Origin of the sequence: Streptomyces sp. NPDC002018, assembly GCF_042890865.1 — a bacterium.
Taxonomy (GTDB): Bacteria; Actinomycetota; Actinomycetes; order Streptomycetales; family Streptomycetaceae; genus Streptomyces.
In genome coordinates this window covers 1-19,582 of record NZ_JBIASO010000002.1, presented here as the reverse complement: position 1 = coordinate 19,582, position 19,582 = coordinate 1, and the positions used below count along the sequence as shown (strand labels likewise).

20 protein-coding genes, 1 tRNA gene and 2 pseudogenes are annotated in these 19,582 nt (G+C 69.9%); 4 read left to right on the top strand and 19 right to left on the bottom strand.

Annotation, left to right across the window (positions count from 1 at the left end; translation table 11 throughout):
* Positions 1-43: 43 nt before the first annotated feature.
* The 6 genes and pseudogenes from ACFYYH_RS03610 to ACFYYH_RS03585 all read right to left on the bottom strand — a co-directional run.
* A pseudogene (locus tag ACFYYH_RS03610) lies at positions 44-430 on the bottom strand (amidase family protein); the annotation flags it as partial.
* 153 nt (positions 431-583) lie between these two features.
* Positions 584-1,527: pseudogene (locus tag ACFYYH_RS03605) on the bottom strand (amidase family protein); the annotation flags it as partial.
* Positions 1,528-1,546: 19 nt separating this feature from the next.
* Positions 1,547-3,004 carry a penicillin-binding transpeptidase domain-containing protein gene (locus tag ACFYYH_RS03600; RefSeq protein WP_388545407.1) on the bottom strand — a complete coding sequence of 486 codons (1,458 nt, stop codon included), beginning with the start codon at positions 3,002-3,004 and terminating at the stop codon, positions 1,547-1,549.
* Positions 3,001-4,386: an FtsW/RodA/SpoVE family cell cycle protein gene (locus ACFYYH_RS03595; RefSeq protein WP_388545405.1), complete on the bottom strand. Its 1,386-nt coding sequence runs from the start codon at positions 4,384-4,386 to the stop codon at positions 3,001-3,003. The genes ACFYYH_RS03600 and ACFYYH_RS03595 overlap by 4 nt, the downstream gene beginning before the upstream one ends.
* 321 nt (positions 4,387-4,707) lie before the next feature.
* Entirely contained in the window at positions 4,708-5,139 is a 432-nt protein-coding gene (locus ACFYYH_RS03590) for an SH3 domain-containing protein (RefSeq protein WP_388545402.1), read from the bottom strand.
* Between the two features lie 154 nt (positions 5,140-5,293).
* On the bottom strand, positions 5,294-5,590 hold the full coding sequence (locus ACFYYH_RS03585) for a zinc-ribbon domain-containing protein (RefSeq protein WP_388545400.1): 297 nt from the start codon (positions 5,588-5,590) through the stop codon (positions 5,294-5,296).
* A 461-nt stretch (positions 5,591-6,051) separates the two neighbouring features.
* On the opposite strand from ACFYYH_RS03585, the gene ACFYYH_RS03580 reads away from it, so the two are divergent.
* Positions 6,052-7,062: an NERD domain-containing protein gene (locus ACFYYH_RS03580; protein ID WP_388545397.1), complete on the top strand. Its 1,011-nt coding sequence runs from the start codon at positions 6,052-6,054 to the stop codon at positions 7,060-7,062.
* 70 nt (positions 7,063-7,132) lie between these two features.
* On the opposite strand, the gene ligD is transcribed toward ACFYYH_RS03580, so the two are convergent.
* Positions 7,133-8,023: a non-homologous end-joining DNA ligase gene (ligD, locus tag ACFYYH_RS03575; RefSeq protein WP_388545395.1), complete on the bottom strand. Its 891-nt coding sequence runs from the start codon at positions 8,021-8,023 to the stop codon at positions 7,133-7,135.
* Positions 8,024-8,073: 50 nt separating this feature from the next.
* Here ligD and ACFYYH_RS03570 point away from each other — a divergent pair, with 50 nt between their 5' ends.
* Positions 8,074-9,030 (top strand): Ku protein, encoded by a 957-nt coding sequence (locus ACFYYH_RS03570; protein ID WP_388545393.1) that lies wholly within the window; start codon positions 8,074-8,076, stop codon positions 9,028-9,030.
* A 97-nt stretch (positions 9,031-9,127) separates the two neighbouring features.
* Positions 9,128-9,199: transfer RNA gene (locus ACFYYH_RS03565), tRNA-Arg, on the top strand.
* A 210-nt stretch (positions 9,200-9,409) separates the two neighbouring features.
* Here ACFYYH_RS03565 and ACFYYH_RS03560 read toward each other — a convergent pair.
* The 11 genes from ACFYYH_RS03560 to ACFYYH_RS03510 all read right to left on the bottom strand — a co-directional run bounded on the left by ACFYYH_RS03560 (position 9,410) and on the right by ACFYYH_RS03510 (position 16,344).
* On the bottom strand, positions 9,410-10,795 hold the full coding sequence (locus ACFYYH_RS03560) for a tyrosine-type recombinase/integrase (RefSeq protein WP_388545390.1): 1,386 nt from the start codon (positions 10,793-10,795) through the stop codon (positions 9,410-9,412).
* Positions 10,792-10,962 carry a helix-turn-helix transcriptional regulator gene (locus ACFYYH_RS03555; protein ID WP_388546304.1) on the bottom strand — a complete coding sequence of 57 codons (171 nt, stop codon included), beginning with the start codon at positions 10,960-10,962 and terminating at the stop codon, positions 10,792-10,794. Before ACFYYH_RS03555 ends, ACFYYH_RS03560 begins: the two co-directional genes overlap by 4 nt.
* Positions 10,962-12,380, bottom strand: a complete 1,419-nt coding sequence (gene repSA, locus ACFYYH_RS03550; protein WP_388545387.1) for a replication initiator protein RepSA — start codon at positions 12,378-12,380, stop codon at positions 10,962-10,964. Before repSA ends, ACFYYH_RS03555 begins: the two co-directional genes overlap by 1 nt.
* Before the next feature lie 163 nt (positions 12,381-12,543).
* Complete coding sequence (locus tag ACFYYH_RS03545) at positions 12,544-12,774, bottom strand: hypothetical protein (RefSeq protein WP_388545384.1); 231 nt, start codon at positions 12,772-12,774, stop codon at positions 12,544-12,546.
* Positions 12,774-12,953: a hypothetical protein gene (locus ACFYYH_RS03540; protein ID WP_388545381.1), complete on the bottom strand. Its 180-nt coding sequence runs from the start codon at positions 12,951-12,953 to the stop codon at positions 12,774-12,776. The genes ACFYYH_RS03545 and ACFYYH_RS03540 overlap by 1 nt, the downstream gene beginning before the upstream one ends.
* A 93-nt stretch (positions 12,954-13,046) precedes the next feature.
* Positions 13,047-13,331 carry a hypothetical protein gene (locus tag ACFYYH_RS03535; RefSeq protein ID WP_388545379.1) on the bottom strand — a complete coding sequence of 95 codons (285 nt, stop codon included), beginning with the start codon at positions 13,329-13,331 and terminating at the stop codon, positions 13,047-13,049.
* Between the two features lie 5 nt (positions 13,332-13,336).
* Positions 13,337-13,534 carry a mobile element transfer protein gene (locus ACFYYH_RS03530; RefSeq protein WP_388545378.1) on the bottom strand — a complete coding sequence of 66 codons (198 nt, stop codon included), beginning with the start codon at positions 13,532-13,534 and terminating at the stop codon, positions 13,337-13,339.
* A gap of 21 nt (positions 13,535-13,555) precedes the next feature.
* Positions 13,556-14,287 (bottom strand): DUF2637 domain-containing protein, encoded by a 732-nt coding sequence (locus ACFYYH_RS03525; protein ID WP_388545375.1) that lies wholly within the window; start codon positions 14,285-14,287, stop codon positions 13,556-13,558.
* A 72-nt stretch (positions 14,288-14,359) separates the two neighbouring features.
* The gene (locus ACFYYH_RS03520; RefSeq protein WP_388545373.1) at positions 14,360-14,560 is read right to left on the bottom strand and encodes a hypothetical protein; all 201 of its coding nucleotides are present in this window, start codon (positions 14,558-14,560) and stop codon (positions 14,360-14,362) included.
* 85 nt (positions 14,561-14,645) lie between these two features.
* Positions 14,646-16,010 carry an FtsK/SpoIIIE domain-containing protein gene (locus tag ACFYYH_RS03515; protein ID WP_388545372.1) on the bottom strand — a complete coding sequence of 455 codons (1,365 nt, stop codon included), beginning with the start codon at positions 16,008-16,010 and terminating at the stop codon, positions 14,646-14,648.
* Between the two features lie 4 nt (positions 16,011-16,014).
* Positions 16,015-16,344 (bottom strand): hypothetical protein, encoded by a 330-nt coding sequence (locus ACFYYH_RS03510; RefSeq protein WP_388545369.1) that lies wholly within the window; start codon positions 16,342-16,344, stop codon positions 16,015-16,017.
* 234 nt (positions 16,345-16,578) lie between these two features.
* Between ACFYYH_RS03510 and ACFYYH_RS03505 the strand changes: the two genes are divergently transcribed.
* Positions 16,579-17,337 carry a GntR family transcriptional regulator gene (locus ACFYYH_RS03505; protein ID WP_388545366.1) on the top strand — a complete coding sequence of 253 codons (759 nt, stop codon included), beginning with the start codon at positions 16,579-16,581 and terminating at the stop codon, positions 17,335-17,337.
* A gap of 6 nt (positions 17,338-17,343) precedes the next feature.
* Here the strand turns inward: ACFYYH_RS03505 and ACFYYH_RS03500 are convergent, their stop codons facing one another.
* Positions 17,344-17,976, bottom strand: a complete 633-nt coding sequence (locus ACFYYH_RS03500) for a nuclease-related domain-containing protein (protein WP_388545364.1) — start codon at positions 17,974-17,976, stop codon at positions 17,344-17,346.
* Positions 17,977-19,582 lie beyond the last annotated feature (1,606 nt).

Genomic DNA, 19,582 nt, shown 5'->3' with positions numbered 1-19,582 from the left:
CCGCGCGCCCCGTTCCCACGAGCTTTGCTCCCGCGCGGCGTGGTCACCGTCCGCCGCGGCCGACGGTGCCCGCCCGGTGCTCCGCCGCGACCGCGATGTCGAGCAGCGAGGCGTCCGCCCTCCGTGCCGTGACCAGTTGCAGTCCGACGGGGCAGCCGTCCGCCGTGAAACCGGCGGGGATGCTCGCCGCCGGATGCCCGCTCAGATTGAACGCCCAGGTCAGCGCCGTCGAGTAGCGCGTCCCCGGCCCCTCGTGGCCATGCGGCCGGTTCGGCGTGACCGGGGTGAGCAGCAGCGGCACACGGGAGAACAGGGCGTCGAGCCTCAGGTCGTTCTCCGCCCGCACCTCAGCCGCCCGTGCCCCCGCGTCACCCGACAGATCGCCCCCGCGCACGGTCGTCCAGGCCTCACGCGGATCGAGGAGCGCGAACGGGGCGAGGCGCTGCCCGGGATCGCCGGGGCCAGGGCCGGGGCTAGGGCCAGGGCCGGGCTGCCGCCGCTCGTGGTGCGGCCGCCGTTCGTGGGGCGCGGACGGTTCGTGGAGCGCGGACGGTGCCTCGGGGCCTCGCGCGCCCCCCGGGCTTACCAGCCGCACCACCCCCGCCGCCACCAGCCGCTCCACCGCCGCCCGCACCACGCCCACGACCTCCGGGTCGGGCTGTGCGAAGCCCAGATCGGGGGAGAAGACCGCGGGCACCGGAAGCGGAACGGCGGACGGGGCAGCCGGGGCGGGGGACGCGTCGTACACGACGGCCGGGTCGAACGCGCCGATGGACGGGCCGATGGACAGGTCGTCCAGGGCGGGCGGGTCATAGGGGGCGAGGGACGGATCGTGTGGGGCGAGCACATACCGCAGATACGCCCGTGCCTCCACCGCCGACCGTGCCAGCACACCCGCCGAGGCCAGCCCCGTCGGTCCGGCGACGGCAGCAGCCCGTTCGTCGTCTTCAGTCCGAACACCCCGCACCAGGCCGCCGGGATCCGCACCGAGCCCGCCCCGTCGCTGCCCGTGGCCAGCGGCACCATGTCCGCCGCGACCGCCACCGCGGAGCCCGCGGAGGAGCCGCCGGGGGTACGGTCGGCGCGGTACGGATTGACCGTACGGCCGTACCGCCCCTGCCCCCAGGTCTGCCAGTACGTACCGGGCCCCGGCACCGCCGTCGAGCCGACCGGCACCGCCCCCGCCGCGATCAGGCGTCCCGCCGCGTACGAGCGGATCCCGTACGGTCCCTTCACCGCGAAAGGCACCCCGGCCAGCGGCAGCCGCCGGTCCACCGCGCGGGCCCGGTCCAGCGCTTCGTCGCCCCACACCTCGGTGAAGGCGCAGAGCTCCGGATCGAGCCGTTCGATCCGCGCCAGCGACTCCGCGACCCTCTCCGTCGTCGGAGCCGCGGGCTCCGGGGGCTCCGTGGGCCCGGTGGGCGCGCTGTGTCTCGTTGGCGTCGTAGGCGGCGTAGGCGGCGTAGGCGGCGTAGGCGGCGTAGGCGGCGTAGGCCTCGTAGGCGTCGTAGGTCTCGTAGGCTCCATCGGTCCCCTCCCGCTCTCCTCAGTCTCGCAGCGCCTCCCGCATCACCGCCCGCGCGATCGGCGCCGCGTTCCCGCCGCCGCTGATCTCCGTACGGCCGGCCGCCGCGTCCTCGACCACCACCGCGACCGCCACCGCCGGACGGACCGTGTCCTCGGCCTGGGCCCAGGCGATGAACCAGGCGTACGGCAGCCCGGAGTTGTCCACCCCGTGCTGGGCCGTACCCGACTTCCCGCCGACCGTCACCCCGGGAATGCCCGCCTTCTTCCCCGTACCGTCCCTGACCGTGTCGATCATCATCTGCCGCAACTGCTGCGCCGTGGCCGGGGTCATCGGCCGCCGGTACGTCCGCTCGCCCGTACGGGACACGGTGTCACCGTCGGCGGTGGTGATCCGGTCCACCAGATAGGGGTGTCTGAGATCCCCGCCGTTGGCGACCGCCGCCGTGACCATCGCCATCTGGAGCGGGGTGGCCCGGGTGTCGAACTGTCCGATGGAGGAGAGCGCCAGCTCGTCGTCGCTCATCTCCCTGTCGAAGTGGGACGCGGCGACCCGGGACGGGATCCTCAGCCCGGCGTCGTTGAAGCCGAAGCTCTCCGCCGTACGGACCATCCCGGCCAGCCCGACCTTCACCGAGAGCCCGGCCAGCACCGTGTTGCAGGACCATCTGATCGCGTACGCGAGCGACGCCCTGCCACAGCCCTTCACCTCGTTGGGAAGGACGGTCCTCGTGCCCGGCAGGACGAACGGCTCCGCGATGCCGGTCGGGGCGCCGGCGTCCCCGACCGTCCCGGACTCCAGCGCGGCGGCCGCCGTGACGATCTTGAAGGCCGAGCCGGGCGGATAGGTCTGCCGGATCGCCCGGTTGAGCATCGGCTGGCTGTCCTCCCCGGTCAGCCGGGTCCAGGCGCCGGTCACCCGGCTGCCGGTGCCCGACAGCCGCCCCGGGTCGTACGACGGACTGCTGACCAGCGCCAGGATCCGGCCCGTCGTCGGCTCGATCGCCGCGACCGCGCCCCGCCGTCCGGCGAGTCCCTCGTACGCGGCCCGCTGCATCGACGCCCTGATGGTGGTGACGACCGTGCCGCCGGGCTGCCGGCTGCGGGTGAGGTCGTTCCAGAAGGGGAGAGGGGCGAGCATCGGCTCCGTACCGGAGAGGACCTCGTCCTCGGCGCTCTCCAGCAGCGTCGTGCCGTACGTCTGGGAGGCGTAGCCCGTGACGGGCGCGTACAGCGGCCCCTGGGTGTACCCCTGCTCGTAGCGCAGCAGCTCCCGGGTGTCCGTGGAGCGGGTGACCGCCTTGCCGTCGACGAGGATGTCACCGCGCGGCTGGGCGTAACGGAGCACGGAGTCACGGCGGTTGGCGGGGTTGTCGTTGAGGGAGTCCGCGTCGATGATCTGGATTCTGACGGCGTTGAGCAGCAGCGCGATGAGGAGCAGCAGACAGAAGAGGGCGGTGCGCCGGATATAGCGGATCACCGGTCGTCCTCCAGTACGGCGGGTGTGACGACTCCCGTCTCCGCGGTCTCGGGGCGCGGGCTGCGGGCGGAGTCGCTGAGCCGGATCAGCAGGGCCACGATCACCCAGTTGGTGACCACGGACGAGCCGCCCTGCGCGAGGAAGGGCATGGCCATACCGGTGAGCGGGATCAGGCCCATCACCCCGCCCGCGATGACGAACACCTGGAGGGCGACGATCGAGGCGAGCCCGGTGGCGAGCAGCCTGCCGAAGGGGTCGAGCAGCGTCAGACCGGCCCGGTAGCCGCGGGCGACCAGCAGCGCGTACAGCATGAAGAGGGCGGCCAGCCCGACGAAGCCCAGCTCCTCGCCCGCGGTGGCGAGGATGAAGTCCGACTTGGCGGCGAAACCGATCAGGATGGACTGGCCCTGCCCCAGGCCGGTGCCGAGCAGTCCGCCGGCCGCGAACGCGAAGAGGGACTGGGCGAGCTGACCGGGCCCGCGCCCCTCGTCGATGGAGGCGAACGGATGCAGCCAGTCCTGGACCCTGCCGTGCACATGCGGCTCCAGCGAACCGACGGCGAAGGCGCCGACCGCCGCGAGCAGCAGGCCGACGGCGATCCAGCCGGTGCGTCCCGTCGCCACGTACAGCATGATCACGAAGAGCCCGAAGAAGAGCAGCGAGGTGCCGAGATCCCGTTCGAGGACAAGGACGATCACGCTGATCAGCCAGATGGCGACGATCGGTCCGAGGACCCGTCCGGTGGGCAGTTGGAGCCGGCTGATCCTGCGGCCGGTGTAGGCGAGGGCGTTGTGGTTGGCGGCGAGATACGCGGCGAAGTAGACCGCGAGCAGGATCTTGGCGAACTCGCCGGGCTGGAAGGAGAGTCCGCCGAACCTGATCCAGATCTTGGCCCCGTTCACGGCGGGATAGAAGATCGGCACGATGAGCAGCACCAGGGCGGCGGCGACCGAGAGATACGCGTACCGCTGGAGCGCGCGATGGTCGCGCAGCAACGCGATGACACCGATGAACAGCGCGACGCCGAACGTGGACCACACCAACTGGGTCGGCGCCGCGATGCCGTTCGGGGTCTCCAGGTCCAGCCGGTAGATCAGCACCAGCCCGAGACCGTTCAGGAGCACGACGATGGGGAGCAGCAGGGGATCCGCGTACGGGGCACGAAGACGGACCGCGAGATGGGCGAGCAGGGCGAGCATGCCCAGCCCGGCGCCGTATCCGGCCGCGCCGGGCGGCAGGGCGCCGTACTTGCCGAGACCCACACTGACATAGCCGAAGACGGAGATGAGGACGGCGCAGACGAGGAGGGAGAGTTCGACGCCGCGGCGCTTGCGCGGGCCGGCGGGCTCGGGCGGCGGAGTGTCCGCCGTCGTTGCGGTCATGGATCGAAACGTAGCAAGGCGGCATGCCTTATGTCCGTTTATGTGGAGCCGTAAAGCATGCCGGACTCGCTTCGAACGGATATCGGCGTCACCGCGGGGCGCGGGGTGACGCCGGGGCCGCTGAGGGGCGCGGCACCGGGGGTGACGCCGGGTGCGCGGGCGGGTGGTGTGAGGGCAGGTGGTGAGCGGGCGGGTGGTGAGCGGGCGAGTGCAGCACGGGCAGGCGGTGCGCGGGCGGGTGCACGGGCGGCGGCGCCGGGGGTGTTGGCGGGTGCGGCGCCGGGGCCGGGGCCGGGGTCGGCGCCGGGGCCCGGCGGAGCGTCAGCACCAGTGCGGCAGCTCGCCGATGCTGCGGATGTACCGGGCCGAGCTCCAGGCGTAGCTGCCGTCGGCGAGGAGATACCAGCGGTTGTTCCCGTCCACGTTGTCGCCCACGACCCGGCAGAAGATACGCACGATGTCGCCGTATCCGAGTTCGCCGACCACCCTGCTGCTGCGTGTGGGCTTGTCCCGGAGCAGCAGGCCGGTCCTGGCGGTGACCTGGCCCCTGAATCTGTTGGGGGCCTGGACGCCGGCCTGTGTCTTCGAGGGCGCGTTGTCCTCCGGTGCGCCGGCCGCCGGTTCCGCGGGCCACGGCGCGGGGACCGCGGGTGAGGCGGCCGCGGGGGCGACGCAGACGGTGGCGAGAGTCGCGGCGGCGACCGCGGAGACGGTGAGCGCGGCGGCGGTGCGGCCGAGCGAACGCACGGGCATGGTGACTCCTGGGGCCTGAGGGCGAGGAGCCGGTGATTCCGGCATATGACTCGCGTGGTTCACGCTAGGTTCGCTACTCAATGTCCGCAATTTGTGACGGTGGGTGTTCCCCGGGCCCTCTCCCGGACGGTCCCGTTCTCTTCACTCCATGGGCTCACCGCTGGTAGGGGTTCTGCTGCTCCGTCTGGTTGTACGCCGGACTGCCACCGGCCTGCCCGGTGCTCTGGGCGAGCAATCGGTCGGCCTGCTCCTTGGTCACCCGCTGCTCCGCGCCGCAGAACGTGCACTGGGTGGCGTACTTGGTGGAGAAGGCGAAGAGCGGCACGAAGAACAGCGTGAACTTGGTGACGCGCTTCTTGAGCGTGTGGGCGGAGGGGTTGCCGCAGCGACCGCAGACCAGCGTCAGTATCGCCAGTTGGTGGAGATACGCCTTGCTGCCGAAGATGATCATTTGAGCGATTCCTTCCATGGGGCGTGTGCCCGGGGCGGGAGTGTCGGGGGAGAGTCCGCTTCCTCTCGCCTTCTTTCCCTCTCTCTCCCTTCCAGACTGCCGTACGGAGAGGAGAGAGAGGGAAGAGGGGACAGCGGAAGAGAAGAGGGGACGGGGAGGGGAGCGGGGGCGGCGGGGACGGGGCGCGGGGCCGGACGGCCGGACGGCCCGGGGGCCGGGCGATTGCGGGGCGCGGGGCTGGGACGGGGCGCGGGGCTGGACGGCGAGGCGGAGACAGTAGTGGGGCGGGGCCGGGCGTGGGCGACCTGGCCGTGGTCCGGATGGCGGGACGGGACCAGGGCGTGGGGCGGGGGATGGGGCGCTCCCGGGGTGGGGTGGGGTGGGGTGGGGCGGGGACTTCGTGACCTCTTGCCTCCGTGGCTCCATGGCTGTTCCCATGGGGGAACTGGGGGTGAGGTGCCATGGCGACCCGATTACGTGTCACGCCGGTACGCGTGGGCGGCCGGGACCGGCTCTTCGTGACCCTGCCGGACGGCACGACCGTCGCCTGGTACGACAGCGGCACGGACACCGACACCGACACCGACACTCGCGGTATTGGTGCGTCCGGCGGACGGATCAGCGTGCTCCCCGGCGCGCCGCGCGAGGACATACTGGCCGCGCTCGCGCCGTATCTCACCGGTGAGGTGGCCGTGGGCCCACCGCCGATCCCCACGCCGGCCGACCTCGACCGTCTCTCGCTCCACCCCGACGACGACCTCGCCCCCAACCGTCCGGGCGAGGCGCTCCACATGGAGCTGGACGCGCCCCCGGGACCGGGAGCCGGGCCTCCCGTACGGTACGGCCGGCTCCGCCGGGGCACCTGGCGTACGGGTCCATGGGGCGGGGCCACATGGCGTCAGGCCGGATGGGGCCGGACCATATGGCCGACGCATCCACGTCGTAAAGAACCACGGCACGGGGATCCACAGCACGGGAACCCACGGCACGGGGACCCGCGATACGGGGACCTCCGCGCCCAGCAGCTTCTCGGCGACCTGCTCGACGGGCTGGAGGGCGCGGGCTGGCGGGTGCTGCACTCGGTACCGCTCCCCGGGGCCGGCGCCCGTATCGACCATCTCGCGATCGGTCCGGCCGGGGTGCTGGCCGTCCGTACCCTGGCCGCAGGCGGACGGCGGGTCCGTATCGCCGACCCCATGGTCCGTACGGGCCGTGCCGCACCGCTTCCCCAGCTCCGCTGGGCCCGTCGCGCCGCCGAACGCGCCTCGTTCGCCCTGGCCACCGCCGTACGCCCCGTTCTCGCGGTGGTCGAAGCGTCCCGCCTGGACACGCGGGCGTCCGCACCGGACGTACGGATCCTCCGCGACACCGAGGCCTCGGCGCTGGCGTCCCTCGGGGGCGTACTGAAACCGGCGGACATCGAGGCCTTGTACGCGGTGGCCCGGGACCGCCGCACCTGGCTGTCGGTCTGACGGCGGCGAGCGGCCGGGGCAGCCCGACCCCGAGACAGGACCGCGCCTCTGCCCCGCCTCCCGCCTCCGCCTATGTCCGGGGCAGCGGCGCCGCGCGGTCCGGGTCGAGGAGCGGGGCGAGGAGGTCTCCGTACCGTTCCAGTCGCCCCGCGAGGTCCGCCGACCGGAAGACCAGCTCCTCGGCGGCCGTGCAGCCGGCGATCTCGTCCCACGTCACGGGCGTGGAGACGGTGGGTTCCCGCCGCGCGCGCAGGGTGTAGGGAGCGGCGGTCGTCTTCGCCGCGGCGTTCTGGCTGTGGTCGACGAAGACCTTCCCCGGGCGCAGCGCGCGGCTCATCCGGTGGACCACCTGCTTCGGCAGCGCCGCCTCGGCCTCGACGGCCAGGCTCTTCGCGTACGCCGAGACGTCCGACGAGGGGGCGCGTTCCAGCGGCACGAGAAGATGGAGTCCCTTGGAGCCGGACGTCTTCACATAGGTCTCCAGGCCGTCCTCGCCCAGCCGCTCACGCAGCCAGCGCGCCACCGCGCAGCACTCCACGACCGTGGCGGGCGCCCCCGGGTCCAGGTCGAAGATCAGCCGGTCGGCGTGGCCGGGTGTGTCGGCCTGCCACTGGTGCGTATGGAACTCCACGACAAGATTTGCCGCCCACATCAGGGCCGGCAGATCCTCCACCACCACCTGCTTGCCGCTGTCCGCCGTCTTTCTGGGCACCTCGGCGATCCGTACCCAGTCGGGAGTGCCCGGTGGTGGGTTCTTGGTGAAGAAGACCTGGCCGTCGGGCCCGTCGGGGTAGCGCAGGAAGGAGACGGGGCGGTTGGTGAGATGGGCCAGGAGAGGGCCCGCCGTCCGGGCGTAATAGTGCAGGACCTCGCCCTTGGTGGTGCCGGTCGCGCCGTACAGCACCTTGTCCAGATTGCTGAGCGACAGGCTCCGCCCCTCCACCACGGTGATCTGCGTCATACGATGAGAATCCCATAGATCTGACGCTTAACGGATGAAAGGGATGGAACGTGCGATCCATATGGAACGGCGCGATCTCCTTCGGACTGGTCAGCATCCCGATCAAGCTGGTGAACGCCACCGAGAACCACTCCATCTCCTTCCGCCAGGTCCACAAGGAGGACGGTGGCCGTATCCGCTACCGCAAGGTCTGCGAACTGGACGGGCAGGAGCTGACGGCGCCGGAGATCGGCAAGGGGTACGAGGCCGCGGACGGTTCCATCATCCCGATCACGGACGACGACCTGGCCTCCCTGCCGCTGCCGACGGCGAAGACGATCGAGATCGTGGCGTTCGTCCCGGCGGACTCGATCGATCCGCTCCAGATGGACACGGCGTACTACCTCGCCGCGAGCGGTGTGCCCGCCGCCAAGCCGTACACCCTGCTGCGCGAGGCACTGAAACGCAGCAAGAAGGTCGCCGTCGCCAAGTTCGCCCTGCGGGGACGCGAGCGGCTCGGCATGCTGCGGGTGGTCGACGATGTGATCGCGATGCACGGTCTGCTCTGGCCGGACGAGGTCCGGGTACCCGAGGGCGTCGCGCCCGAGACCGATGTGACCGTACGGGACGCCGAACTCGACCTGGCCGACGCCCTGATGGACACCCTCGGCACGGTCGAACTCACCTCGCTGCACGACGACTACCGCGAGGCGGTCGAGGAGATGATCGCGGCGAAGGCGGAGGGCGAGCCGATCCCGGAACGCGAGCCGGCGGGCGGCGGCGGAGGCCGCGTCATCGACCTGATGGCGGCCCTGGAGAACAGCGTGCGGGCGGCGAAGGAGGCACGCGGCGAGAACGGGGAGGTCGCGGAGGTGACCCAGTTGCAGACGAAGAAGGCCGCGGCGAAGAAGACCGCCCCCGCGAAGAAGACGGCGGCCAAGAAGACCGCGACGAAGAAGACGGCCGCGAAGAAGACCACCCAGGCGAAGAAGACCGCCTCCCCCAGACCCAAACGCTCCTCAGCCTGACCCGCCCCCACCCCCGTGCCCCGCGCTCCGGAAATACCTGTTCACGGCCACCCCACGGAAGCTGGTAGGGTTTCACCCGTCGCCACCACAGCGATACGCCCCCGTAGCTCAGGGGATAGAGCAACGGCCTCCGGAGCCGTGTGCGCAGGTTCGAATCCTGCCGGGGGCACCCTTCATGAGGTGCCCAAAGACCCCGTGACCAGCCTGAACGCTGGGTACGGGGTCTTCTGCGTGTGTAACCGTGTGTCGCCGTGAGCAAGCCCATGCCGCTGGCCACGGCCTATTCGCGGCCAGACCGACCGTGCCATTCGCGCAGGTCAGCACCGGAAAACACGAAGACCCCCGGACAGATCCAGGGGCTTCATGATGGCGCAGGTCGTCAGCCGTCGTCACCGTCGAGAAGGCTCTCGATCCGGCGGTTGGCTACGTGCTGGCGGCCGTCGAGGCACTTCGCGTACCGGGATAGCAGCACCTCGATGCTGTTGCCCGCCCGCTGGGCCACCTCTGTGGGATCGACGCCCGCGTTGAGCCAGGTAGACAGGGCCGCGTGCCTCAGATCGTATGGACGTTTGGCCAGCGGCGAATCAACCTGTTCCGGAGTGAGCGCGAGCCGCCGGGCTTCATCCCAGACGCGCCAGTATGCCGTTGAGCCGAGTACACCGCCCCGCTCGTTGCGGAAGACCCGTCCATCCTTCGCCGTTCCGAACTCGGCAAGATGAGCTTGCAGGACCGCGACCAGACCCGGGGGGATCGGGACGCGTCGGGTCTCTTCGGCGGCCCGATTCTTGAGACCCCGATGGTCGTGCACCTCACGCGTGTCAGTCCACCGTGTTCCAGCAGTCGGCCGGGTCTTGCGGAGAATCAGGAGCCCCCAGCCCTCATCCGGCAATGTGCAGTCCGCACGGCGGAGCCCGACCGCTTCCGCTGGCCGCAGCCCGCCGTAGTAGATCGTGGCGAAGAAAGCCACCTGACGCCGCCCTCGGGCCCGCTGGTAGTTGCCAACGTAGGAGACCGCCGTCAGGAGCTCCCGCGCCTGCCGGGGATTGACGACGACGCCGGGGTCTACGGTCTCGGCAACCTTGGGCGGGGTCCACTGAACAGCCGCCAACGGGTTCTCAGCGAACTCCCCCAGCTCGATCGCATACTTGACAGCGTTAGTCAGCACGCGCCTCTTTCGCCGGGTTGTCTCAGCACCCGCAGGGGTTCCATCGAGCTTCCGCTTGAGCCGATCGAGGACCCGCCGGGCCACTGTCGCGTCTTTGAGGGCGGCCAGGGGCATCGACGCCTTTCCGATCCAGTGCAGAGCGTTAGCGACCTCCTTCGACGGCTCCGGCTCATCATCTGCCCGGACCACAAAGGCCCAGTTCCGCAGAGCAGTCCGTAGGACCCTGTCTTCCGGGCGATCGGGCCTGTCTTCGCAGAGGACCAAGGTCACGTCCGTCAGCGTCTCGTTGATACTGTCGCGACTATTTGGCGCCGCGTCCGGCCACTTCATGACCAGGTAGGACGAAGCGAAGGCGAACCAAGACAAGGAGGGCAGCGCCTCCACCTGCTCCACAAGCGAGTCCGGCAACCCGGTTTCCGTATCGAAGGGCTCACCGGACTTGGCCGCCGCGACGAGCTTGGACCGCCGACCGTCTGCCAGTCCCTTCGTCCGGAAGGTCTCCGAGAAGGTCTCGCCCGACACCAGCCACCGCACCTCGTACGAAGGCTTCTTGGTCGGGCGCTTGCGAATCTCCCAGATCCGCACGTCAAAGGACCTCACGCGGCACGCTCCAACGTGTTCAGCCAGGCCCGGAAGTCGCTACGCCAGATCCTCAGTTCCCCGTTGGGCAGCTTGAAGGCGGCCGGGGCCTGGCCCATCTCGCGCCACCGGTAGAACGTGCGCCGGGAGACCCCTCCCAGTTCCGCAAGCACCTGCGGGACCGTCATCAGCTCATCAGTTCCGGCAGCCACGCGGCATCCCCTTCCTCGTCTCGGAGTTCGGCGCGGACTTGTCGGGCGGCTTCGCGGCTGGCTTGGATGTCCCGGGCGATGTTGGCGGCGAGCCAGGATTCGCCGGGGGTGTGACCGTGTCCTGCGTAGGCCCAGTGGGCGACCGTGAGTGTGGTGGCCTCGGGATGGTCGTCGGGGTCGGGCAGGCCGAGGGCAGCGCGTTGCTGGTTGGCGCGGTAGTCGGCGCGGACCTGCCGGAGGGCGCCGAGGGTGGTGGAGTAGCGGCGGGATTTGGTGGAGAAGTGGCCCCGGAAGCCGAGCATGTGAGCCCAGGCCCACAGCCGCCGGTCCGGGTAGGCGTCATCCAGGTCTTTGCACGCCTGGATGAGGCGGCGGGTGTGGTCGGGCAGGCCGGGCAGCTTGTCGAGTTCGGCCATCTCCCCGATGCGCCGGTCCACGGTCCCCGTCGCCTCCGCTGCCTTGGTGGCGTATTTGGCGACGTAGGAGGCGACGGCTTGTTCGGTGAGGTCTTCGCCGTTGCCGAAGGCTCCGATGGGTTGGACGTCGAGCTGTGTGCCCCAGCTCAGGACCCGGGCCGGGTACTCACCGGCGGCGGGCAGTGTGACCTCAGCGCGGGCGGCAGCGGCACGTAACGCGTCGGTGAGCAGGTCGATCGTGGCCCATGCCGGGGGTGGGGAGTCGGGCCCGTCCGGTCCGTCGAAGCGGATCACGGCATGGAAGTGGATCGCCCCGCGTTTCTGGTACTCGGCAACCTTGCCGTACGAGACCCGCAGATGTTCGCGTAGTTCGCGCTGGGTGATGCCGACGCGGGCGGCCAGCTCACGCGGGAGGTAGATGGTCACGTAGCGCCACAGGTGCCCGGCGTGGTTGTTCCACAGGACCGAGCCCGCGTAGTCGTACGTGGCGGGGTCGAGGGCGGTGCCGAGTTCGGGCGCGTCCTCGGGGTGGCGGGTGCCGCAGCGGCAGGGGCGGGTGCCGGGCCGGTTGTGGACCGGGCCGAAGCTGGGGGCGGTGAGGGTGGCGAAGACGCGGGGGTGTTCGCGCACGGTGTGCGGGGTGCCCTTGGCGGGGTCGCCGGTCAGTCCGGCGCGGATGAGGTGGTAGGTGTCTCCGGCGTAGGTCCAGGCGCAAGAGGGGCAGCGCGAGGCCCGCCGGTTGCCGCACGCAACCCGCAGCCGTCCGCCGGGCTCAGCGTCGGTGGAGTAGGTGTGGAAGACCGTGCCGGTGGCGGGGTCGAGGGTCTTGGTCGAGCCGGTCAGGTGGATGGGGTCGGAGCAACCTCCGGTGCGGCGGATCTGGTCTTGCCAGCGGTCGAAGCCGTCCGACCCGGCCACCCGGAGGAGGTCCCCCAGAGTGGTCGGGTCCAGGCCCGCCAGGGTGGCGGTGTCAGTCACTCGTCCTCCTGCTTCGGAGGGTGGGCGTCCAGCCAGGCTTCGGCGCACACCTTGTGCACGGGCTTGCCACGGTCGGAGCGGAGCGGGGTCGGTCCACCGCAGAGGACACAGGGCTTATCGCCGGAGTGGTCGAAATGGCGGGCATCACGCCAGTTCAGGAGGGTCACGAGAACCAGCCCCGCTTCTTCGGGGTGCTGGCCGACTTGCACGACGGGCCGGAGGCGCCCTGGCCTGTGCTCTTTTCCGGAACGGGACGGTCCTGGTCGAGCTTCTGGTGAGCAGCGCGGACTCGCAGCAGGTAACGGCCCTCGCGCTTGCCTCGCTCGATCTCCTCGATCTCCTCGATCTCCTCGGCTACTTCCTGATCAGACCGTTTGCGATCGAAGAGAGCCATTACGCGCCCACCGTCCGGCGAGCGGAGATCGCGCGACCGGTGCCGTCGCAGGTGCGGCAGGTGGCGGTGATGGTCTGGCGGTGGCCGGTGGAGGTGTGCTGGCCGGTGGTGATGGCGACGCGGGGGAAGCCGTCGCAGTCCGGGCAGATACGCGTCCGGACAGGGGTGTGCTGGGGCATGATGGGATCTCCCTTTCGGGTCCTCTGGATCTGGGATGGGGTTGGGCCCCCGGGGCGGCGGAAGTTTGGCGACCGAGGCCGCCCCGGGGGCTGTTACTTGCTGCGGTGCTGGGGGCGCTTGAGCGCGACGCCCACACCGCCGGTAGCCGAGAGAACAGCGACCGTCGCGGCGGCGGCAACGTGCAGCGTGACCGCGATCATCACGACAATCAGGGCGATTCCGCCCGTGATCGTGAGGGTGAGCAGGATGGGGCCGGTGTAGGAGCGGGGCGCGGCCTGGACGATGACGATCCGGCTGGGGTCGGTGCCCGGCGGGAGCTGTCCGAGCAGGTCGGCCGGGATGTGTCCGGCGTTGAGCTGGTCTTCGGGGTAGCGCATGGTGGTCACCTCTTTCCGGGGGTGCACTGGTGGGTGGTGGCGGCGAGTTCGGCGCCGGGCCGGTCGGTGTAGTCGGCGGAGAACCCGCAGCCCGGGGCGGTGCAGGCAGCGGCGTGCTTGGTGCGGCCCTGGCCGTCGGTGTGGGTGGCGACCTGGACGGGGCCGATGCGGATCACGTCGCGGAAGCGGTTCGGACGCGGCACGGTCGGTAACTTCCTTTCTTCTCAGGCGAGTTGGGCAGTGATGGCGTCGGCCAGGGGTGCCGGGATGCCGAGGCGGGTACGCAGGGTGTCCGCGTCGATCCGGTCGCCGGTGGTGGCGTGGTGGGTGTCGGCGAGCTTGCGCGCGTGATCGAGCAGCGCCGGAGGCACCGCCACAGCCGGAACCAGGACCGGGGCCGAGGCCGGAGCGGGCTCGGGGTCGGGTCCGGGGGCGGGCGGCAGTTCCGCAACGGGCTCGGGTGCGGGCTCGGGGGCCCGGTCCACTGTGATCTCAGCCGCCGGGACGGGTTCCGGTTCGATGGCGGGGGCCGGGGTGGTGTCGTCGGCCGGGGCCGCGACGAGGTGATGGACTTGCCGCATGAGTGCGCCGAAGGCGAGCAGGGCGGCGGACGGGGGCACGGCCGCGACGACGTAGTGCAGGCGGGGTGCGTCTGCGCCGACTCCGGCGACGTTGAGGCCGATCGAGCCGAGCGATCCGGCGACCGTGAGGCCGATGGCCCACCAGTCCGTCACACCGCGCAGGGCGGCCCGGAACATCAGCACTTCGCCGCCGACGATGAAAAGGTCGAGCGTCGCGGGCCAGGCCCACGAACGGGCCGGGGACGCGGCGAGGCCGTTGGCTTTGGCGACGTCGGCCAGGTGCGCGTAGGACAGCCAGAACGCCACGGCGGTCAGAGCGAGGATGACGACTCCGGCCGTGATGATCGCGGTGCGTTCGGCCTCCTGCTTGGTCATCCGAAGATCCCTTCTGTGTATGGAGAGCCGGGGCCGGGCGGGATTCGGGCCGCCCGGCGTCCGGAGCGGTCGTCAGTCGGAAGTGGCGTTGCCGGTGCCGAAGCAGGCGAGGCAAAAGCCCTCCTGCTGGCCGACGTTGCGGTGGCGGCGGCCGACGCGGACCGCCACGGCCACCAGGCCGGAGCCCTTACAGGTCGCGCACTTGTCCGGCTCAGCCGGGGCGGTGGTGGTCTTCTTGGTGGTGCGGGGGGTGGTGGTCCTCTTGGCGGCCATGGATCGCGTTCCTTTCGCGGTTTTGGCATGGGCGGGGTAGGGACCTGGCGTGAAGCGGTCACGCCGACCGAGAGAGCTAGGGGTGTCAGGCGGTCGCGGCGCCGGGCTCGGTCAGCGGCGGCTTGACCGGCGCCGGAGCCGGAGCGGCGACGGGAGTTGCGGCGGGGGTGGCGGGGCGGAAGGGGGCCAGGACCGGAATATCGGGGGTGAGGTGCGCGTACGCCCGGCAGACAGCCGCAGCCTGAGCGGCAGAGGTTTCAGGGGTGCGGATGCGGGACCATCCGCCGGAGGTGTCACCGGCCACCGCCAGGCCCGGCCGATCGGGGGCGATCAGCGTCGCGGCCGACACCGCGTCGGGAGCGATGTCCCCGAGACCCATCTCGGCAGTCTGCTTGTCGTTGACGCGGTGCACGACACGGCCGGTGAGCTGGGCACGGAGCATGGTGGCGCCCCTGCCGAGTTCGGAGCCGAAGCGCTGCCCGCAGATCTCCAGATAGATGCCGACCGCGCGGGACATCTGCCCGAGCCGGACCATCTGCATGACCGTCCGGTCCCGCCGCTCTTCATCCTTCTTCGCGCTGGTCAGGAACAGTTCCGCGATCTCGTCCACGAGTATCACCAGCGGCACCGGCCGTACGTGCTCCGGCAGCTCCCACAGGTCCGACACCTGATGGTCGGCCAGCAGGTTGAAACGGTCTTCCATCTCGCCCACCAGGACGTCGAGGAGGCTGGCCGCCTCATCGGGCGTGGTCGCCAGAGCAGAGAGGCGGGGGGTGAACCGGCCCTGTTCGACACCGCGTTTGCAGTCGATCCCGACCAGGCCCACCGGCAGCTTCGCCAGACCGGCGATGAGGTTGCGCTGATACATCGACTTGCCCGACTGATTCGCCCCCAGCGTCAGACCGTGAGGAACCTTCCGGTAGTCACGGACGAACGCCGAGCCGTCCTCGCGCAGCGCGACCGGGACGACCATCGGGCCGGACGGGAGGCGGCGCGGCATCCGCACCCGGCGCAGCACGTCGTAGCCGGTCATCCGCAGCTCCACCACACCGGGCTTCGTCTCCACGACGTTGACGGAGTGGACGCCCCAGGCGTGCCGCAGACGCTGCGAGGCGGCGGCGATGTCGGCGGGCTCCAGACCGGCGGGAAGCCGGAGCGAGACCCGCATCCCCGTCAACGAGCCCCGCACGCGGCGGACCTGCGGAGGGACCGGCTGCACATCCGGACGCCGGGCCACGTTGCGGACCATGAACGCCCGCAGACGGGACGGCTGCACCGTCAGCCCACACACATCCATCGTCGAGCGGTACGTGGCCTGGAAGCGGACCCGGGTGACCGGCAGACCCACCAGCGACCAGTACACGCGAGGCGCCCGGTACTTCGCGTAGCCGAGACCACCCGCACCGGCCAGCGGCACCCCGAGATCCAGCAGTATCGACAGGTCCGACATGGCGTCAGACCCCCGAGGTGATCGCGACCGCACGGAAGCTGATTCCGTGCCGCGTCTGCCCGTTGAAGGTGTTCTCCCAGTCCCGCGCCCGCAGGCCGATGACCGACACGGGCATGCCCGGGGTCAGGTTCTCCGGGAGACCCGTCTCCGGCACCGTCACCTGGTAGAGGTTCCCCTCACCCTCATCCGAGATCAGCAGACCCACCGTCGACAGTCCCGCACCGGTCTCCCGGTCCACAGCCCGCTCCCCGGTCTGCTTGCTCACGAGCTTCGGCGTCGGGGCCGTCGCCACGAACACCACAGCGGTCGAAACATCAATCTTGAAAGACGGCATGGAGATGTCCCCTTCTTGTGGGGTCGCCCTGGCGGGCAACCTCTCTAGACATCTCCAGTGAAGCGCGCCTCTCTAGAGATGTCAACACGTCTCTAGAGAAGTTCTTTGAGTTGAGGGAGGGTTGTCCCACGCGTGGAACGAAGTGGCGTTGAGCTGCCCGTTTGGGGCAGGCGGATGTTCCACGCGTGGAACGAAGCCTCTAAGCTGTCTAGAGAGGAGAGGGAGAGATCACTCATGGCCACCCAAGGCACCGGTCGGCAGCCGAAGTATCAGCGGATCGCTGACGCACTGAGGGACGCCATCCAGGCAGGTGAGTACGGCCCAGGTGATCGACTGCCGGGCGAGAACGACCTCATGGCCACCTTCGAGGTAGCGCGCATGACCGCAAGGCAGGCTCTCAGTGTTTTGCAGAGCGAGGGTCTGACGGAGTCCCGAAAGGGCGCCGGGGTCTTTGTACGCACCTTCCGCCCGCTCAGGCGCAAGGGCATCCAAAGGCTGGCCCAGTCCCAGTGGGGGGAAGGCCGCTCGATCTGGTCGGCAGATACCGACGATCGCACCTTGGTTGTTGATCAGATGAGGGTCACCGAGGAGGCCGCGCCGGAACGCATCGCCACAGTTCTGGGGATCGAGTCAGGCGAAGCCACATGGGTTCGAAGCCGCCGTTTTGTCTTGGACGGTAAACCAATACTGCTGGCCACGTCATACTTGCCCGCCAGTCTAGTTGCGGGATCACCTATCACCCAGGAAGACACCGGCCCGGGTGGTACTTACGCCCGCCTTGCCGAGTTGGGGTTCAAGCCCGTTCACTTCCGAGAGGAGATCCGTTCCCGAATGCCGTCTTCATCCGAAGCAGACCAGCTTGGCCTTGCTACAGGGACGCCGGTGATCCTGATCTGCCGCACTGCGTTCGCCGACGAGGGACGCGCCGTAGAAGTCAACGAGATGACCTTGGACTCTGCCTCGTACATCCTGGAGTACGACTTCGACGCGTGAGGGACATCAGCCGCCGTGCCAGTTGCGCGCATTGCGAGCGATGGCATAAACCGCTTCGACTTGAGCTGAACCAAGGGTCGGGGAGAGTCCCATCAATGCGCGGTCCACTTCTTTGGCCGGGACCACCAACACGGGTGGAGCGGCATTCTTCACCTTGATCGCGGCTGCGTGGACAACTGCGATGACGGGGCGAACCGGTACCGCGAACCCGCAGTGACGAGAGAGAAGCCGGGCCACGCGCCGCGCCTCGGACTGACTGATGGCGATGTGGGGAGTAGGGGTGCGGTTCACAGTGATGGCGTTGTCGCCGTACCAGACCGACTTGCCCTTGTGACGCTTGGAGTTGATGGTGAAGACGCCGGGTGGGCCGATGACCAGGTGGTCTATGTCTGATCCGCTAGGCCATTGAACCGCGTGGAGCACGTACCAGCCCCGTCGGCGAAGCCGGTTGACCCGTCTACCTGTGACGCGCTCCCCAATTAAGCCACTCGCCCAGCTACTCAGTTCTGAACTGGCTCGCCTACGCCCAAAGGCCCGCTTGAACGGGTTGGGCTGGAGTTCCACGAGCTTACGCCGCACGGCGTCTCCCGGCCGGTTCAGCGCTAGATCGTCCGTCGCGTTCACTCCGCCCCCCAACATCAGTAGCTATGCCCAGGGCACCACGGCGGAACGGCATTGCCAAGAAGGCGATCTAGCCATCGGGCTGTTACAGGTTTCTCTACCTCATCAAGCCCCACCCTTCGGGCGGGGAGGGGGAGGGGAAACCCCCTGGAAGCTCCCGCGTGAGGGGGCCCGCTACTTCCGGAACCTGTCGGGCATGGTGACGTCCCCTTCGGAGAAGTTCAGGCAGGGGCAGCGGTGGAACGCAGTTGTCCACAGGGCCGTTCCGGCGCACCGGAGAAGCCTTTGGCCGGGCGGGGGCGTTCGGCGGGTGGCCTTGTCTTCGTCGGCTCGGTGTCTCTTGCCCTTTCGGGCATTCGGCGCGGTTGGGCAATCGGCATCCTGCCGCCGCTACAGATCACACCCCGCCGGCCCGTCACACGGGCCGGCGCGGGCACGGGGGACTCGGGCGCCGCTCCTGCCTCCGGCCCGCTCCGCCCGGCCCCCCGGCCCCGCGCCACCTGATAGTCGCCACGGGATGATCCGTTTCACGCTTTGCCCCGCCCTCCGCTTCGCCGGACCGAGGACGACCACCGGCCGACAGCAGGGCCACAGCCACCACACCCCACCAATCCCGGCACCCCCAGCACGGGCGAGCCCGCAGACCAGCGGACCACGAGCCAGGCCCACCACCCGACGACCAGCCCCAGAACCCGCAAGGCGGGGTGGAGGTCAGGGCAGAGGAGTGGAGGAGCGATGAAGTGTGCAGGTCAGGGAGTGATGCCTCCGGCAGGGGGCTCCGGCTCCGGGATGGCGGGGGCTCGGCTGGCGGGTGCGGGTTGAGTGGGGTGGGGGTGGGTGGCTGCCATCCCGTCTGCCGTCGTCCCAGGCAGAGCCGAGCAGACGCGGCCCCTGGCGTCCAGGTCGTTCGTACAGTGGCGCGCTCCACCTGGACGCCAGGAACCACGCCCGCTCCACGGTGTGTGGGACGACGGCAGACGGGATGACAGCCGGGTCGAGGTGTGGCTCCGGCCGGAGGTGAGTGCGGTAGACCTCGGCCTATTTGCGGCCAGGGGAGATGAGCTTGGGCCCGACAAGGCCTATCACCTGCGACGATGCCTCAGGGGCGAACGCTCTCCGGAGCCGTGTGCGCAGGTTCGAATCCTGCCGGGGGCACTCCAGCTCGGACAGCGTGATCAACCCGCTGACCTGCTGAAGTGCCGAAGATGAAGGGCCGGACTCAGTCTCACTGAGTCCGGCCCTTCGTTGTTGTCTGTCACTGGTCGCGCGTGAGTGGCGCGTGGGGGCGCGGCCTCGCAGGAGAGGCAAACACAGCACCCTCCAGCGTGCGCAGTCGATGCCCGCGGTTCCAGATCCGCAACTGCGTGCCCACGGCTCCGCCGGCATCTTTCGGGCTGGCGGAGTTGTCCCCCGGCTTGAGGTCGAAGCCTTATGCCTTGAGATGTCAGTTCCAGATGGGAAGCTGATTCGATCGTGAGTGGGCTGGTACACGGGGCCGCCTCATAGCCGCGCTCGCCGCGAGTGAGCATCTAGGACTTGTCCGGTCGATCATGTGACTGCTTCGTGTGCGGGTCGTTGGTGTGGGCATGGGGCGGGGTGATCTGAGCGATGCTGAGTGGGAGCG

Excerpts from the sequence above, each read along its gene's own strand:
- ACFYYH_RS03595 (WP_388545405.1), bottom strand. The coding sequence starts at position 4,386 with ATGACCGCAACGACGGCGGACACTCCGCCGCCCGAGCCCGCCGGCCCG.
- ACFYYH_RS03590 (WP_388545402.1), bottom strand. The coding sequence starts at position 5,139 with ATGCCCGTGCGTTCGCTCGGCCGCACCGCCGCCGCGCTCACCGTCTCC.
- ACFYYH_RS03585 (WP_388545400.1), bottom strand. The coding sequence starts at position 5,590 with ATGATCATCTTCGGCAGCAAGGCGTATCTCCACCAACTGGCGATACTG.
- ACFYYH_RS03580 (WP_388545397.1), top strand. The coding sequence starts at position 6,052 with ATGGCGACCCGATTACGTGTCACGCCGGTACGCGTGGGCGGCCGGGAC.
- ligD (WP_388545395.1), bottom strand. The coding sequence starts at position 8,023 with ATGACGCAGATCACCGTGGTGGAGGGGCGGAGCCTGTCGCTCAGCAAT.
- ACFYYH_RS03555 (WP_388546304.1), bottom strand. The coding sequence starts at position 10,962 with ATGACGGTCCCGCAGGTGCTTGCGGAACTGGGAGGGGTCTCCCGGCGC.
- ACFYYH_RS03545 (WP_388545384.1), bottom strand. The coding sequence starts at position 12,774 with ATGGCTCTCTTCGATCGCAAACGGTCTGATCAGGAAGTAGCCGAGGAG.
- ACFYYH_RS03540 (WP_388545381.1), bottom strand. The coding sequence starts at position 12,953 with ATGCCCCAGCACACCCCTGTCCGGACGCGTATCTGCCCGGACTGCGAC.
- ACFYYH_RS03535 (WP_388545379.1), bottom strand. The coding sequence starts at position 13,331 with ATGCGCTACCCCGAAGACCAGCTCAACGCCGGACACATCCCGGCCGAC.
- ACFYYH_RS03525 (WP_388545375.1), bottom strand. The coding sequence starts at position 14,287 with ATGACCAAGCAGGAGGCCGAACGCACCGCGATCATCACGGCCGGAGTC.
- ACFYYH_RS03520 (WP_388545373.1), bottom strand. The coding sequence starts at position 14,560 with ATGGCCGCCAAGAGGACCACCACCCCCCGCACCACCAAGAAGACCACC.
- ACFYYH_RS03515 (WP_388545372.1), bottom strand. The coding sequence starts at position 16,010 with ATGTCGGACCTGTCGATACTGCTGGATCTCGGGGTGCCGCTGGCCGGT.
- ACFYYH_RS03510 (WP_388545369.1), bottom strand. The coding sequence starts at position 16,344 with ATGCCGTCTTTCAAGATTGATGTTTCGACCGCTGTGGTGTTCGTGGCG.
- ACFYYH_RS03505 (WP_388545366.1), top strand. The coding sequence starts at position 16,579 with ATGGCCACCCAAGGCACCGGTCGGCAGCCGAAGTATCAGCGGATCGCT.
- ACFYYH_RS03500 (WP_388545364.1), bottom strand. The coding sequence starts at position 17,976 with ATGTTGGGGGGCGGAGTGAACGCGACGGACGATCTAGCGCTGAACCGG.